A 13,657-nucleotide genomic window follows, 5' to 3' on the forward strand; every position below is an offset into this window, starting at 1 on the left:
TTGTCAAAGGGGCGCCGCTTCGTTTAGGGGCGGCGCCTTCCCAAGGGTGTGGGGCCGTAGCTCAGCTGGGAGAGCGCTGCAATGGCATTGCAGAGGTCAGGGGTTCGATCCCCCTCGGCTCCACCAACCTTTTTAAGCCGCTAAAAACGCGGAACATCGTTGGAAAACCAAGGCTTTTTACAGGTGCCTGTTACATTTGTAATAGGAGCAAAGGCCTATGTGTACCTATCTCGATCAAGTTGGCGCGACCTACTATTTTAGGCGCGTCGTCCCCGCTGAGCTGCGGCGCTACATCCTCACGTCGTCTGGTGCATCGCGCACAGAATGGAAGCTGTCTCTCCGAACGAAAGACCGTGAGACGGCCAAGCGCGAACTGCCGGGTTGGACGGTGGCCACCCAGGCAGAGATTGACCGGGCAGCCGCCGCGCTAGCGAGCGGCCAAACAGATGCCGCCTCGGAGTCCCCTCAGAAGCCCGCTAGGCGGATGTCGCCACAAGCTGAGGCAATGTGGGCGGCACACGAGCAGGCTCTGCGATTGTTGAGCATATCAAGACGCAATTTGGTGCGGAGTCCGTCGTCTCAGATGTAATTAGTACGCATCCGGACACCGATCATTCTTGCGGCCTGCGTAATGTGCTCAAGGAGCTAGCTGTCTCAACTTCCTTCGACAGAGGCTTCCTGCCCATCGTTACCCCGCAAGCGGCAGAACCAAGCCCGCCACCCGATAGCTGGCCATCACGCGCCAGCCTAGCAGCCCTCAACTGTGTCCTCAGATACGCAATCTGATCCTGCGCCAAGCCGAGATATGGCGAGTGGCCAGCCAGCGACCAATTGCCCCTTTCCTAGCCAGCTACCTGTGCTGGCCTCAGCACCTCCAAGAGCATTGACTATTGTTTTACATCACGTATCAGCGGTTGTTACAGGCACAAGAAAAAAGCCCTTAGTTTCCAATGGTTACGCCGGTCGAATTCGATCCCCCTCGGCTCCACCATTTCACGATTTGGGCAAGATAGCGAAGCTATCGCCCCCACAAATCGCGAACGGGCGGTGGCGCGACGAGCGCCGTCCGACGCCGCCGCTTTGCCGCGGCGCGATTTCTTAATTAGGCCGTGGGGTGGTCCGATCTAAAGCGTCCCGATCTGCTTGAGCCACCGCTCAACGAGTTCCGGCCATACGCCGACCGGCTGGTCCTTCTTGCGCAGCCCGAACGCATGCCCGCCCTTCGCGAACAAATGAACCTCAGTCGACACTCCCGCTTTGTCGAGCGCGCTGGCGTACATCAGGCTGTTGCAGATCGGGTCGGTCGGATCGTCCCATGCTTGCGCGATGAAGGTGGGCGGCGCGGTCTTGATGATCGGGAGCTTGGGATCGAACGTCGTGCCGCCGTTGCGGCAGATATGGCCGGGATAGAGCGCGACGGCGAAGTCCGGGCGGCTGCTGATCGTGTCGATCGCATCGACCGGTTTGTAGGCGGGCGTCAGGATGTTGCTGGCCTGCGCGACCAGATAACCGCCCGCCGAAAAGCCCATGACGCCGATCTTGCCGGGGTCGATCCCTAGTTCCTTCGCCTTCGATCGCACCAGCCGAATCGTCCGTTGCGCATCCTGCAGTGCGCGGGGAATTTTGGGCGTGATCTGGCGTTTGAGCGTGCTGTCCCAATAGTCGTTTCCACCGGGCGCGCGGTACTTGGACACGATGCAGGTGATACCCTTGGCGGTCAGCCAGTCGCAGATTTCGGTGCCCTCGAGCGTAATGAACACCTTTTGAAACCCGCCGCCGGGAAAGACGATGACCGCGGCGCCGGTATTGCGACCCTTGGGCGGCATGACCGTCATCGTCGGGATGGCGATGTCGAGCACCGCTTCCGACTTGCCGCCGAACTCCGCCGGTTCCTTGTAAGTGTCCACGCTTTCGGGCGGTTGCGGGTTGAGCGTGCCGTCGGGCGGGCTGCCGGGCCAGATGGGCTGCTGCGTCAGCCCGGCGGCGGGTTGCCAGACGCCGGTAGTGCGCACCGGCGGCGCGTTCGCAATTGGGGAAGGGGTCGGCTTGTCAGGCTGCGGCGCGGTCGAGGCGCTGCACGCAAGACTGGTCAGCGCCAGCGCACCTAGGAGCGGCAACCCGACGTGGCGCAACAAGATTCTCCCTCATCGAGCGGATCGTCCGAACATCCTTCGGCGCTTGGGCCGACGCAAGCTTTTCTGCGCGCCGCCGCAGCTTGTTGTGGATAAATCGGCGACCACATTTGCACGCAACCAGCCTTCGCCCTTAGGACGCGATCCATGACGACGCACACCACCCGCATGCTCATCCTCGGCTCCGGTCCCGCCGGCCTGAGCGCCGCAATTTACGGCGCGCGCGCGGGCCTGTCGCCGATCGTCGTGCAGGGCATTCAGCCCGGCGGCCAGCTGACAACGACGACCGACGTCGAGAATTATCCCGGCTTCCGAGACGTCATCCAGGGTCCGTGGCTGATGCAGGAAATGCAGGCGCAGGCCGAGCATGTTGGCACGCGGATGATGTGGGACACGATCGTCGAAGTCGATTTGACCCAGCGCCCATTCCGGCTCGTCGGCGATGGCGGCGATATTTACGAGGGCGAGGTGCTGATCATCGCGACCGGCGCGCAGGCCAAGTGGCTCGGGCTCGACAGCGAGGAGGCCTTGAAGGGCAAGGGGGTCAGCGCGTGCGCGACGTGCGACGGTTTCTTCTATCGCGGCAAGAAGGTCGCGGTGATCGGCGGCGGCAATACTGCAGTCGAAGAAGCGCTGTACCTGACCAACCATTCGCCCGACGTGACCTTGATCCACCGCCGCGATTCGCTGCGCGCGGAGAAAATCCTGCAGGACCGGCTCCATGCCAACGACAAGATCAGCATGCTGTGGAACAAGGAAGTCGAAAGCTTCGTCGATGGTGGCGGTACGACCGGGCTGGTCGCGCTCGAATTGCGAGACACGGTGACGGGGGAGTTGTCGCGGCTCGATGTCGAGGGCGGGTTCGTCGCAATCGGGCATCACCCGGCGACTGAGTTGTTTCGCGGGCACGTGAAGCTCGATTCCGACCATTATATCGAGGTCGAGACCGGCTCGACGCGGACCAGCGTGCCTGGCGTTTTCGCGTGCGGCGACGTGATGGACAAAATCTATCGCCAGGCAGTGACCGCGGCGGGAACGGGGTGCATGGCCGCGCTCGATGCCGAGAAGTTTCTGGCGGAAGCGGATTTCGAGAAGATCGCCGAAGCGGCGGAATAGGCTAGGCGAGCGCCTCGCGGAGTTGGTTGGCGAGCCAGGCCGCGTCGCCGGCGCGCGCGAAGCTGTGGCTGTCAGTCGCGCATTCGCGCTTGTCGCCGCCATGCGGCCAAGCGCTGGCGAACCGGATCGCGGTGTTGTCGCGATTGGCCAGCAGGAAGCGGTGTGGCGTATCGCCCAGTGCCGTTGCCATGCGCTCGGCGATCGGGTTGCTGACTTCCGGTATTGCAGCAGAAGCTTTTCGCAAACCCTTGATTACCTTGCCGATATTTATCCCACCGCTGACCAGCCGCAGCCATTGCTTCGGGTCGCGCACGCGATCGGCATAGTGCGATCGGATCGCGTCCGCGGGGGGCAGATCGTCGCCTTCATCGCCGACCCAGGGGTTGGCGAGTACCAGCGACTCGATACCCGCCTCCCGGTGGAACAGTGCGAGCGCGGTTGCCGCGTCGCAATTGCCGAAGCCGACGATCCGTTTCACCTGCGGCGCGACTGTACGAAACGCGGTGACAGCGGCGGCGATGTCAGGGCCGCTATCCGCATAACCGTGATTGGCGCCTTCCGAATCGCCGATCCCGCGGCGGTCGAAGCGAAATACGGGAATGCCGCTCGCTGCCAGGTCCGCCGCGAGCAGGGCCATTCCACGATGCGCACCGCACCGTATCTCGTTGCCGCCCGATACGATGAGCAGCCCGGTGCTCCCCGCCGCGTCGTCGAGCGTCCCGGCGAGTGCGTCGCCTTGGCAGGGAAATGAGATCAGCTCGCGCATTTGGCGATCCAGTCGGCGATGTCGTCGGCGAGGAGGACGGCGAGCGCGGGGTCGTCGCCCGGTTCGCTACGGCGCCATAACGGCGCGCCCTCCACCTTGCGGTCGGCGACGGCGGGGTCGGTATCTAGCCGAACCACTCGGACATTGCCTTCGCGCGCACAATCGGCGGCATTCAGGTCACGAAGCAACGGCCGCGCGATGCGGTTGCCGGCGATGGTCACTGGGCCGCCTTCGTCATTGTACGCGTTGAGGTCGATCTCGATCGGCTCGCCGGCCGCTTGCGCGGTGCGGAACAGTTCGCGGATCAGCGCTTCGCCCTTGGCCGGGGCCAATTGCCAGCGCGACACCAACTGAGCGTCGTGATCGACCAGCGACCCCCCGCGTATGGTCACACTGTGCACCGGATGGCCAACGGCTTTCGCCGCGGCGGCAAAGGCAGCGCGCCAGCCGGCGAGCATGGCATGTTCGGTCGCGACCGGGCTCTCGTTCTGGCCGGGCAGATCGGGCAGGACGCTGGCAATACCGCGATCGGCGAGCTTGCGGAGCAGCCCGACCGTGAAGGTGCGGGTGCGGTTGGCTTCCTCGAACAGTGGCAGCGCCAGCACGACGACCGGTCCGGTGGCATGGCCGAAGCGTGTCATCGCTTCGCGTCCGCCCGGCCAATCGTAGAACTCGCTCAAGTCTTTGCCCCGGCTTTGGTTTCGGCAAAGCGCCGCAAAGCGCCAAACGTCTCCAGCATCTCGCCATCGACCTCGTCGTCCTCGATCAGGAAGCCCAGCCGGTCCTCGAGTTCGGTCAACACGCCGGCCACGGCCATCGAGTCGAGCTCGGGCAACGCACCGAACAAGGGCGTGGCATCGTCGAATGCCGCGACGCGGCTGTCGCCGAGCGCGAGAACGTCGCGAAGGACGGCGCGCAGGGTCTTGTCGATAGCGGTGGCGTGATGGTGCGTGGTCATCGTGTCGGCGGGTTAGCTTCCGTGCGACGCGATGGGAAGGGGCGCTTGGGGGAAGCGCGGGACATGGCTATCAGGGGGCATGATCCCGCTCGATCCCGTGCCGCGCCCGATCGACCACCTGACGTTGCGCGGGGCGCCGGGCGATGTCGCATTGGCGGGGCGTGAGGGCGCGCTGGATTATGCCGCGCTGGAAGCGGCGGTGGGTGTGCTGGCTGGCTGGCTGGCGGAGCATGGGCTGGCGCCGGGCGATCGCGTGGCGACGTGGCTGCCCAAGACGCGGATAGCGTGCCTGATGCCTCTCGCGGCGGCACGCGCGGGATTGGTGCATGTTCCGATCAACCCGCTGCTGAAGCATCTGCAGGTCCGGCATATTCTTGCCGATAGTGGGTCACGGCTGCTGATGACCCAATCCGCACGGGCGGAAACGCTGGAGCCCGGCGAATGCCGCATTGTGACCGACGATTCCCCGCTAGATGGCGTGCCCTTGCCGCCGTCGGACGCCGATCCCGATACACTGGCGGCCTTGCTCTATACCTCGGGATCTACCGGGCAGCCCAAGGGGGTGATGCTCAGCCACGCCAATCTTTGGCTCGGGGCGATCAGCGTCGCGCATTATCTCAAGCTGACACCAATTGATCGTGTGCTCGGCGTGTTGCCGCTAAGCTTCGACTATGGGCAGAACCAGTTGTTCTCGACCTGGGCGGCCGGCGCGCGCGTGGTACCGTTCGACTATCTGCTGCCGCGCGACGTCTATCGCGGGATCGGGCGTGAGGGGATTACGACACTGGCCGGCGTGCCGCCGCTCTGGGCGCAGCTACTTGAGGTCGATCCGCAGGACATTGATGTAAGTAGCTTGAAGACAATGACCAATTCGGGCGGCGCATTGACGCCTCGAATGATCGATGGGCTGCGCGCGCGCTTCCCGCAAGCCGACCTCTATCCGATGTACGGCCTGACCGAGGCGTTCCGTTCGACTTATCTCGATCCCTCACTGGTCGCTGACCACCCGGACTCGATCGGACGGGCGATCCCGTTCGCCGAAGTGCTGGTAGCACGGCCCGATGGAAGCCGCGCCGCGCCGGGCGAAGCAGGGGAGCTGGTTCATGCCGGGCCGCTGGTCGCCCAAGGGTATTGGCGAGACGAGGACCGAACTAGGCAACGCTTCAGGCCGGCGCCCGATTGGGCCGAGTCGGGCGGAATCGCTGTATGGTCTGGCGACACTGTGGTAGCGGCCGCTGACGGCCTGCTCCGGTTCGTCGGGCGCGACGACGAGATGATCAAGTCGGCGGGCAACCGGATCAGTCCGACCGAAGTCGAGGAGGCGGTCGCGGCGGGCGGCGAGACGGGCGAGGCCGTCGCGCTGGGCGTGCCCGACGAGAAGCTTGGTCAGGCTATCGTCGTCGTCGCGAAAGGGGATGGATCGACCGAGGAGCGCCTACGCGAACGCTTGCGCCGCGACCTGCCGAACTTCATGCAGCCGGTGCGCTATATTTGGCGCGCCGAGCTGCCGCGTAACGCCAACGGCAAGCTCGACCGCGCGGGGCTCAAAGGGGAAGTGACGTCATGAAGCCGATGGGCGCGATCCCGAGCGATTTCAACGATTTGGTGTTTACGATCCCCGACAGTACACCGGCGTTCTTTTATTATTCCAGCGTCGTCGCCGACCGTGTCGCCCGCTTTCGTGCGGCGTTTCCGGGCGTCGACCTGCACTATGCGGTCAAGGCCAATCCGTTCGGGCCGCTGCTCGAAGCGATGGCGCCTTTGGTCGACGGGTTCGACGCAGCGTCGATTGGCGAAGTCGGTCGGGTGTCGGCGTTCGGTCAGCCGATCAGCTTCGCCGGCCCAGGCAAGACCAATGGCGAGCTGGCGATGGCGATCGGCGGCGGAATCACGATCAACCTGGAAAGCGAAGGCGAGGCCGACCGCGCGCTGGCATTTGGGGAGCAGCTCGGCGAGACACCTCGGCTCGCGGTGCGGGTGAATCCCGAATTCGAACTACGAGGATCGGGGATGCGGATGGGCGGGCGTGCATCGCCGTTCGGGGTGGATGCCGATCGCGTTCCGGCGCTGGTCAAGCGGCTGATCGCGGCGGGGGCGGATTGGCAGGGGTTTCATGTGTTCGCCGGGTCGCAAGCGTTGGATGCGCAAGCGATCGTCGACAGTCAGGCGCATACGCTCGATCTCGTCGCGCGGCTGGGCGATCAGGCGGGCGCCGTGCCGCCCCTGGTGAATCTCGGCGGCGGGTTCGGCATTCCCTATTTCCCCGGTGAGACACCGGTCGATCTCGAGGCGATCGGGGCGGCGTTGCTGCCCCGACTGGCCGAATTCCCGGATACCCGTTTTGCGATCGAACTGGGGCGTTGGCTCGTCGGCGAGGCGGGCGTGTATTTTACGCGCGTGATCGACAAGAAGGTCAGCCGTGGCGAGACCTTCCTGATGTGCGACGGCGGCCTCAACCATCAACTCGCGGCGACCGGCAACCTCGGCACGGTGGTTCGCCGCAACTATCCCGTTGCAGTTGCGACCGCCGCTCCGGGTGCTCCCACCGAAACCGTCACCGTTGTCGGCCCGCTCTGCACCCCGCTCGACCGTTTGGCCGATCAGGTCGAATTGCCCGTCGCCGGGCCCGGTGACGTCATCGCGATCTTCATGGCCGGCGCCTACGGCCTGACCGCCAGCCCGCACGAATTCCTCGGCCACTCGCGCCCCGCCGAGCTGCTGGTCGGTACGCCAGCGTAATCCTAACGCTATCTTTACCCCCATTACCGCATAGCCGCCGCTGAAAGTCTGCGCGCGCCGGAATGACGTCACCGGCACCGTCAAGCGCGAGACAGGAGGCCGGTTATGCGTTTCATCAAGCTTTCCAGGGCTTTGACCCTTGTCGGCGTCAGCGCCAGCGCGCTGACCGGGTGCCTCGGCGGTGGCGGTGGCCGCGCCTCGCTCCCGCCCGCCGCATTCGTCGCGTCGAAGGAGCAGCCGGGCGAGGAATATATCATCGGGCCGCTCGACCAGCTGAGCATCTTCGTATGGCGCAATCCCGAACTCTCGGCGAAGGTCACGGTGCGCCCCGACGGGCGCATCACCACGCCATTGGTCAGCGACATGCCGGCGGTCGGCAAGACCCCGGCGATGCTCGCCGACGACATGAAGATCTCGCTATCGACCTATATCAAGGACCCGATCGTCTCGGTCATTGTCGAGTCGGCGCAGAGCACGTTCAGCCAGCAGATCCGCATCGTCGGGGCGACCGAGAAGCCCGCGTCGCTGCCCTACCGCGCCAACATGACGCTGCTCGACGCGATGATCGCGGTGGGTGGGCTCAACCAGTACGCCGCCGGCAATCGTGCGCGGCTGATCCGCTACAACCGCGACACCGGCAAGCAGCAGGAATTCAACGTCAAGATCGGCAAGCTGCTGAAGAACGGCGACCCGTCGGCGAACGTGCGGCTTGAGCCGGGCGACGTCATCATCATCCCAGAGTCGATGTTTTAACGGGGGCCGCGGCACGTGAACGGCCTTTACGACGAACTCCGCATCGCGATGCACTCGATCTGGCAGCGCCGTTGGCTCGCGCTGGCGGTGGCATGGGGGATTGCGATCCTCGGCTGGCTGGTCGTCAGCCAATTGCCCAACCGCTACGAAGCCAAGGCACGCGTCTTCGTCCAGATGGGGCAAGTGCTGTCGGCGAAGGTCGGCATCAACGCGCAAGAACAGCAGAACGACGTCGACACGATCCGCCAGACGCTGACCAGTGCGGTCAATCTGGAAAAAGTCGTGCGCGGCACCGATCTCGCCAATACCGTGGCCGGGCCGCAGGACATCGCCGACCGCGTCGCTGGGTTGCAGACCAACATCAAGATCGTCGCGCAGCAGAACAACCTGTTCGAGATCACCGCGTCCGCCTCGAGCCCCAAGCTTGCCAAGCAGATCGTCGACAAATTGATCTCGATCTTCGTCGACCAGAATTTGTCGGACGACCGCAACGAAACGCAGACGACTCTGCGCTTCCTCGACAGCCAGGTCGAGCAGATGCAAAACCGGCTGGCCGACGCCGATGCCAAGCGGACGGCGTTCCAGACGCAATATCTCGGTGCCTTGCCCGGAACCGGCACGTTACAGGACCGCATGTCGGCGGCGCGCACCCAGATGGCGCAGATCGACGGCGACCTCGCCGGCGCGCAGACCAGCCTGGCGGCGATCAACGGACAGATGGCGGGAACGCAAGCCAACGTGGCGGGCGCTGGCGGCGTCGTCGGCGGGCCGGCCCGCGCGCGGCTCGCGGCGATCGAGGGCCAGCTCGCGGATGCGCGCGCCAAGGGTTATACTGAGAGCCATCCCGACGTGATCGCGCTCAGGAGCCAGCTCGCGGCCGCACGCGCTGCGGCCAATAGCGAGCCGCTCGGCGCGGGTGGTGGCGGCCAGCCCAATCCCGTCTATCTTTCGCTCAGGTCGATGCAGGCGGACAAGCAAGCCGCTGTCGCGGCGCTGAGCGCGCGCAAGGCGCAGCTCCAGGGTGACATGAACGCGATCATGGCGAAGCTGAACGGCGACCCCGCGGTCGCCAGCGAGCAAAGCCAGATCGAGCGCGATTATCAGGTGCTCAAGGATCAATACGACAAGGTGCTGGGCGACCGCGAGGAGCTTCGCGTCCGCGCGCAGGCGCAGGCGCAGACCGACGCGATCAAGTTCCGCACGATCGATCCGCCGGCGGCGCCGCGTGCGCCGGCCGCGCCCAACCGGCCGGTGCTGCTGTTCGGCGTGCTGTTCCTGGCAATCGGCGGCGGCGTCGCGACGGCGTTCGGCATGGCGCAGCTCAAGGCGACGTTCCCGACCGCGGGCCGCCTCGAAAAGGCGACCGGGTTACCGGTTATCGGATCGATCAGCGAGCGCGTGTCGCGGGTCGAAGCCAGCCTGCGCAAGCGCAAACTCGTCCTGTTTGCGGGTGCCGCGGCGGGGCTGGGGGTCGCGTTCGTCGGGTTGCTCGGTGTCGAAATGCTGATGCGGGGGCTGGCGGCATGAACAAGCCGATCATCAACAAGAACGGCTCACTGCTCGAACGCGCGGCCGAGGCCTATGATTTCTCGGCGCACTTCCGCGCGCCGGCGATCCCGCTCGACGATCTGCCGCCGGCGCCGGTCGCCAAGCCGATGGCCGCGGCATCACCGCCGGTTGCTCCGCCGCCAGCTGCTTTCGCGCCCATGCCGCGCCCCGCACCGCCAGTCCCTAGCTGCCAGGCGGTGATCGATCGCGCCATGCTGGCCGACAACGGCCTGCTCGTGCCGGGCGCGCCGGTCGGCGTCCTCGCCGAGGAATTCCGGCTCGCCAAGCGCGAGCTATTGCTGACCGCGCGCCGGCTTGCCGTCAGCGATCCGGCCAAAGCGCGCACGATGCTGGTCTGCTCGCCCAAGCCGGGCGACGGCAAGACCTATTGCGCGGTCAACCTCGCGATCTCGATGGCGGCGGAGCGCGACTTGCGCGTGCTGCTGGTCGATGCCGACTTCGCCAAGCCCGGCGTGATGAGCCGTCTCGGCGTGCCCGACGGCCTCGGCCTGATGGATGCGCTGGGCGATTCCGCGATCGACGTCGAATCGTGCATCGTCGGCACCGACATCCCCAATCTCAGCCTGTTGCCCGCGGGCGCCGGGTCGACATCCGACACCGAGCTGATCGCCAGCGATCGCACGCCCGAACTGATCGCGCGGCTGCTCGCCGCCGATCCGGAGCGCATGGTGATCTTCGACTCGCCGCCCGCGCTCGCCGCGTCGCCCGCGTCGGTGCTCGCGCTGCACGTCGGCCAGGTGATGCTCGTGGTGCGCGCCGACCGCACCCCGGAAAGCGACATCCGCGACGCGGTGCATCGGCTCGACGGCTGCGAGCACATCCAGCTTTTGTTGAACAGCGTCTCATTCGCCCCCGGGGGGGCACGCTTCGGCAGTTATTACGGCCAGGAGGACGAAGGCCAATGATCGGCAAGATTTCAGGCGGGGCCGCGATCGCGGCATTGCTGGCGGCGACGCCGGCAATCGCGCAGGATCGCGACGGCGGCGCGGCGAAGAGCCAGCGCCGGGTCAGCATCTCCCCGTACATCGAGCTCAGCCAGGTGCTGACGTGGGACTCGCAGTCGGACGACGTGCTGACCTATACGTCGGCGGCCGCCGGGGTCGATGCGTCGGTCGAGACGCAGCGCGTGTCGGTCAACATCAGCGCGCGCTACGAGCACCAGTTCGCCTACGACAAGCAGTCGAGCGATGCCGACGTCGTCACCGGCCTCGCCAATGCGCAGGTCCGCATCACGCGCGGGCTGTCGATCGACGCCGGCGCGCTGGCGACACGGACGCGGACCGACATTCGCGGTGCGGCACCGGTGTTCTTCGGCAATAACGACCGTAACGTCAGCAACGTCTATTCGGCCTATATCGGCCCGACGCTGGCCACCGGGAGCGGCCCGATCGGCATCAACGCGTCCTACCTGTTCGGCTATACCAAGGTGACTCAGCCCGGATCGACCGGTGTGGCGCCGGGGAGCCCGGCGCTCGATTATTTCGACGATTCGAAGATCCAGATCGCGACCGCGTCGGTCGGCTTCAAGTCGGGCACGGTGGCGCCGTTCGGCGCGACGCTGAGCGGCGGCTGGACGCGTGAGGATCAGGGGCAATTGGGTGGCCGGTTCGAGGGGCTGTACGGTCGTGGCGATGTCGTGATGCCGTTGAGCGGCACCTTCGCGGTCGAAGGCGGCGTCGGGTACGAGAAGATCACGTCGAGTTCGCGCGATCCGCTGGTCGATGCCGGCGGCAACCCGGTACTCGACAAGAACGGGCGCTTTGTCACCGACCCGGCGTCGCCGCGGCGCATCGCGTATCGCACCGACGGCATTTATTGGGATGCCGGCGTGCTGTGGCGCCCGAGCCCACGCACGACATTGCAGGCGCGCGTCGGCCGGCGCTACGATTCGTGGTCCTATACCGGATCGTTCAGCTACGCGCCGAGCGCCGGGGTCGGCGTCCAGATCGGCGTCTACGACCAGGTCGAGACCTTCGGCGGCCAACTCCAGCGTGGGCTTCGTGGCCTGCCCAAGGAATTCACCGCGACGCGCGACATGCTCGTGCAACAATTCAGCGGCTGCACCTTCGGGACCACCGGCGGTGGTGCCGCGGGGGCGTGCCTGAATTCGGTGTTCCAATCGTTGTCGAACGCGACATATCGTTCGCGCGGGGTCGATGGCGTCGTCAGCCTGACGCGCGGTAGCACGTCGATGGGCTTCGGCGCGGGCTATGCCACGCGCAAATTCTACTCGCCGCAAAGCCCGGGTGTCGTCATCAACGGCATCAGCGACGACAGCTATTACGCGCAATTCTTCTATTCGCGCGCGATCGGCGCGCGGACGTCGTTCAGCGGCGACCTGTTCGCCAATTATTACGACAGCGGGCTGGCGCCCGGCATCCTGAGCCTCGGTGCGACCGGATCGCTGTCGCGCAGCTTCGGACGGCTGGGGACCAGCGCGTCGGTCGGGGTCTATACGTTCAATCAGGACGGCCAGCAGGATCAGACCCAGGCGCAGGCGACGCTCGGGGCCCGCTATCACTTCTGAGGTTTTTCGGCGGGTTCGCCCGCAACGAGGATGGTGACGATGTACGACGACCATTACGGATTGAGCGAACGCCCGTTCGCGCTGACGCCCGATCCGAAATTCTGGTTCGATACCGCCACGCACAAGAAGGCGATGGCCTATCTCGGCTATGGCCTGTCGCTGGGCGAGGGGTTCATCGTCATCACCGGCGATGTCGGCGCAGGCAAGACCACGTTGGTCGGCCATTTGATGGCGACGATCGACCGCGAACTACTGCATGTCATCAAGCTGGTATCGACCCAGATCGAGGCCGACGACCTGCTGCGGATGGTCGCGGACGGACTCGGCGTGGAGACGGCAGGGCTGGCCAAGGCACAGTTGCTCGTCGCGATCGAGCGCGGGCTGCACGCGATGGCGCGGTCGGGGCGGCGCACGTTGCTGATCGTCGACGAGGCGCAGGCGCTTCACACGAACGCGCTCGAGGAACTGCGCATGCTGTCCAACTTTCAGGCGGGCGGGCATGCGTTGTTGCAGATCGTGCTGCTCGGGCAGCCCGAGTTCCGCGCGGCGCTCAACGGCTCCGACCGGCTCGAGCAATTGCGTCAGCGGGTCATCGCCGTGCACCACCTTGACCCGATGGGGCCCGAGGAAGTCGAGCCGTACATGGCACACCGCCTGTCGCTCGCGGGCTGGCAGGGGCGTCCCGACTTCACGCAAGAGGCGCTGGCCGCGCTGTATCGCGGGTCGGACGGCGTGCCGCGCCGGCTCAACCAGCTGGCGGCGCGGGTCCTGCTGCACGGCGCGATCGAAAAGATCGACGTGATCGACGGCCATACCGTCGATCTGGTGGCGGCCGACATCAACGGCGACATGCCGGTGGTGCACATGCCGCTGCCGTCGCCGGCCGCGCAGCCGATCGCCGAACCGCTGCCGATGTCGCGCCCGGCCAACGATGCGATTGCCATCGCGCCGGATCGCTTCGCCGCGATCGAGGCGCGGCTCGAGGAACAGGATGCGGCGCTGCGCCGCGTGCTGGCGTTGCTGGTCGACTGGGTAGAGGGTAACGAGGCGGCCGCGGCGCGCGGCGGCCGCGCCGCCTGACGCCGCCTCGGGGAACC

The 13,657-nt window shown here is 65.9% G+C and carries 13 protein-coding genes and 1 tRNA gene; 10 read left to right on the forward strand and 4 right to left on the reverse strand.

Features of this window, described 5'->3' with window-relative positions; genetic code table 11:
- Positions 1–50 precede the first annotated feature (50 nt).
- Both JWM94_RS05005 and JWM94_RS16100 read left to right on the forward strand, forming a co-directional pair.
- Positions 51–126: transfer RNA gene (locus JWM94_RS05005), tRNA-Ala, on the forward strand.
- 91 nt (positions 127–217) lie between these two features.
- Positions 218–589: a DUF6538 domain-containing protein gene (locus JWM94_RS16100; RefSeq protein ID WP_367185868.1), complete on the forward strand. Its 372-nt coding sequence runs from the start codon at positions 218–220 to the stop codon at positions 587–589.
- A gap of 535 nt (positions 590–1,124) precedes the next feature.
- Here the strand turns inward: JWM94_RS16100 and JWM94_RS05010 are convergent.
- Complete coding sequence (locus tag JWM94_RS05010) at positions 1,125–2,135, reverse strand: alpha/beta hydrolase (RefSeq protein ID WP_299422663.1); 1,011 nt, start codon at positions 2,133–2,135, stop codon at positions 1,125–1,127.
- Positions 2,136–2,279: 144 nt separating this feature from the next.
- On the opposite strand from JWM94_RS05010, the gene trxB reads away from it, so the two are divergent.
- Positions 2,280–3,248 (forward strand): thioredoxin-disulfide reductase, encoded by a 969-nt coding sequence (gene trxB, locus JWM94_RS05015; protein ID WP_299422667.1) that lies wholly within the window; start codon positions 2,280–2,282, stop codon positions 3,246–3,248.
- 1 nt (position 3,249) lies between these two features.
- Here the strand turns inward: trxB and JWM94_RS05020 are convergent, their stop codons facing one another.
- From JWM94_RS05020 to JWM94_RS05030, 3 genes are read right to left on the reverse strand one after another with little or no spacing between them, the layout of a single operon-like run.
- A complete protein-coding gene (locus JWM94_RS05020) occupies positions 3,250–4,014 on the reverse strand; it encodes a hydrolase 1, exosortase A system-associated (protein WP_299422670.1) in 765 nt (254 codons plus the stop codon).
- Complete coding sequence (locus tag JWM94_RS05025) at positions 4,002–4,694, reverse strand: hypothetical protein (RefSeq protein ID WP_299422673.1); 693 nt, start codon at positions 4,692–4,694, stop codon at positions 4,002–4,004. The genes JWM94_RS05020 and JWM94_RS05025 overlap by 13 nt, the downstream gene beginning before the upstream one ends.
- On the reverse strand, positions 4,691–4,972 hold the full coding sequence (locus tag JWM94_RS05030; RefSeq protein ID WP_299422676.1) for an acyl carrier protein: 282 nt from the start codon (positions 4,970–4,972) through the stop codon (positions 4,691–4,693). The genes JWM94_RS05025 and JWM94_RS05030 overlap by 4 nt, the downstream gene beginning before the upstream one ends.
- A 79-nt stretch (positions 4,973–5,051) precedes the next feature.
- Between JWM94_RS05030 and JWM94_RS05035 the strand changes: the two genes are divergently transcribed.
- The 7 genes from JWM94_RS05035 (at position 5,052) to JWM94_RS05065 (ending at position 13,640) form a co-directional block, all read left to right on the forward strand.
- Positions 5,052–6,539, forward strand: coding sequence for an acyl-CoA ligase (AMP-forming), exosortase A system-associated (locus JWM94_RS05035; RefSeq protein ID WP_299422680.1), 1,488 nt, complete (start codon positions 5,052–5,054; stop codon positions 6,537–6,539).
- The gene (locus JWM94_RS05040) at positions 6,536–7,711 is read left to right on the forward strand and encodes a pyridoxal-dependent decarboxylase, exosortase A system-associated (RefSeq protein WP_299422683.1); all 1,176 of its coding nucleotides are present in this window, start codon (positions 6,536–6,538) and stop codon (positions 7,709–7,711) included. The genes JWM94_RS05035 and JWM94_RS05040 overlap by 4 nt, the downstream gene beginning before the upstream one ends.
- A gap of 105 nt (positions 7,712–7,816) precedes the next feature.
- Positions 7,817–8,464 (forward strand): XrtA/PEP-CTERM system exopolysaccharide export protein, encoded by a 648-nt coding sequence (locus JWM94_RS05045; protein ID WP_299422687.1) that lies wholly within the window; start codon positions 7,817–7,819, stop codon positions 8,462–8,464.
- A gap of 15 nt (positions 8,465–8,479) precedes the next feature.
- Positions 8,480–9,991: an XrtA system polysaccharide chain length determinant gene (locus JWM94_RS05050; RefSeq protein WP_299422691.1), complete on the forward strand. Its 1,512-nt coding sequence runs from the start codon at positions 8,480–8,482 to the stop codon at positions 9,989–9,991.
- A complete protein-coding gene (locus tag JWM94_RS05055; RefSeq protein ID WP_299422695.1) occupies positions 9,988–10,938 on the forward strand; it encodes an AAA family ATPase in 951 nt (316 codons plus the stop codon). The genes JWM94_RS05050 and JWM94_RS05055 overlap by 4 nt, the downstream gene beginning before the upstream one ends.
- Positions 10,935–12,560, forward strand: a complete 1,626-nt coding sequence (locus JWM94_RS05060; protein WP_299422699.1) for a hypothetical protein — start codon at positions 10,935–10,937, stop codon at positions 12,558–12,560. Before JWM94_RS05055 ends, JWM94_RS05060 begins: the two co-directional genes overlap by 4 nt.
- A gap of 39 nt (positions 12,561–12,599) precedes the next feature.
- A complete protein-coding gene (locus tag JWM94_RS05065) occupies positions 12,600–13,640 on the forward strand; it encodes an AAA family ATPase (RefSeq protein ID WP_299422703.1) in 1,041 nt (346 codons plus the stop codon).
- Positions 13,641–13,657: the final 17 nt, after the last annotated feature.

The sequence above is a fragment of the Sphingomonas bacterium genome, assembly GCF_028289855.1.
GTDB lineage: Bacteria > Pseudomonadota > Alphaproteobacteria > Sphingomonadales > Sphingomonadaceae > Sphingomonas.

What these genes read in the sequence shown, in the direction of transcription:
- JWM94_RS05055 (WP_299422695.1), top strand. Translation starts at nt 9,988, where the DNA reads ATGAACAAGCCGATCATCAACAAGAACGGCTCACTGCTCGAACGCGCG.
- JWM94_RS05060 (WP_299422699.1), top strand. Translation starts at nt 10,935, where the DNA reads ATGATCGGCAAGATTTCAGGCGGGGCCGCGATCGCGGCATTGCTGGCG.
- JWM94_RS05040 (WP_299422683.1), top strand. Translation starts at nt 6,536, where the DNA reads ATGAAGCCGATGGGCGCGATCCCGAGCGATTTCAACGATTTGGTGTTT.
- JWM94_RS16100 (WP_367185868.1), top strand. Translation starts at nt 218, where the DNA reads ATGTGTACCTATCTCGATCAAGTTGGCGCGACCTACTATTTTAGGCGC.
- JWM94_RS05035 (WP_299422680.1), top strand. Translation starts at nt 5,052, where the DNA reads ATGATCCCGCTCGATCCCGTGCCGCGCCCGATCGACCACCTGACGTTG.
- JWM94_RS05030 (WP_299422676.1), bottom strand. Translation starts at nt 4,972, where the DNA reads ATGACCACGCACCATCACGCCACCGCTATCGACAAGACCCTGCGCGCC.
- trxB (WP_299422667.1), top strand. Translation starts at nt 2,280, where the DNA reads ATGACGACGCACACCACCCGCATGCTCATCCTCGGCTCCGGTCCCGCC.
- JWM94_RS05045 (WP_299422687.1), top strand. Translation starts at nt 7,817, where the DNA reads ATGCGTTTCATCAAGCTTTCCAGGGCTTTGACCCTTGTCGGCGTCAGC.
- JWM94_RS05020 (WP_299422670.1), bottom strand. Translation starts at nt 4,014, where the DNA reads ATGCGCGAGCTGATCTCATTTCCCTGCCAAGGCGACGCACTCGCCGGG.
- JWM94_RS05065 (WP_299422703.1), top strand. Translation starts at nt 12,600, where the DNA reads ATGTACGACGACCATTACGGATTGAGCGAACGCCCGTTCGCGCTGACG.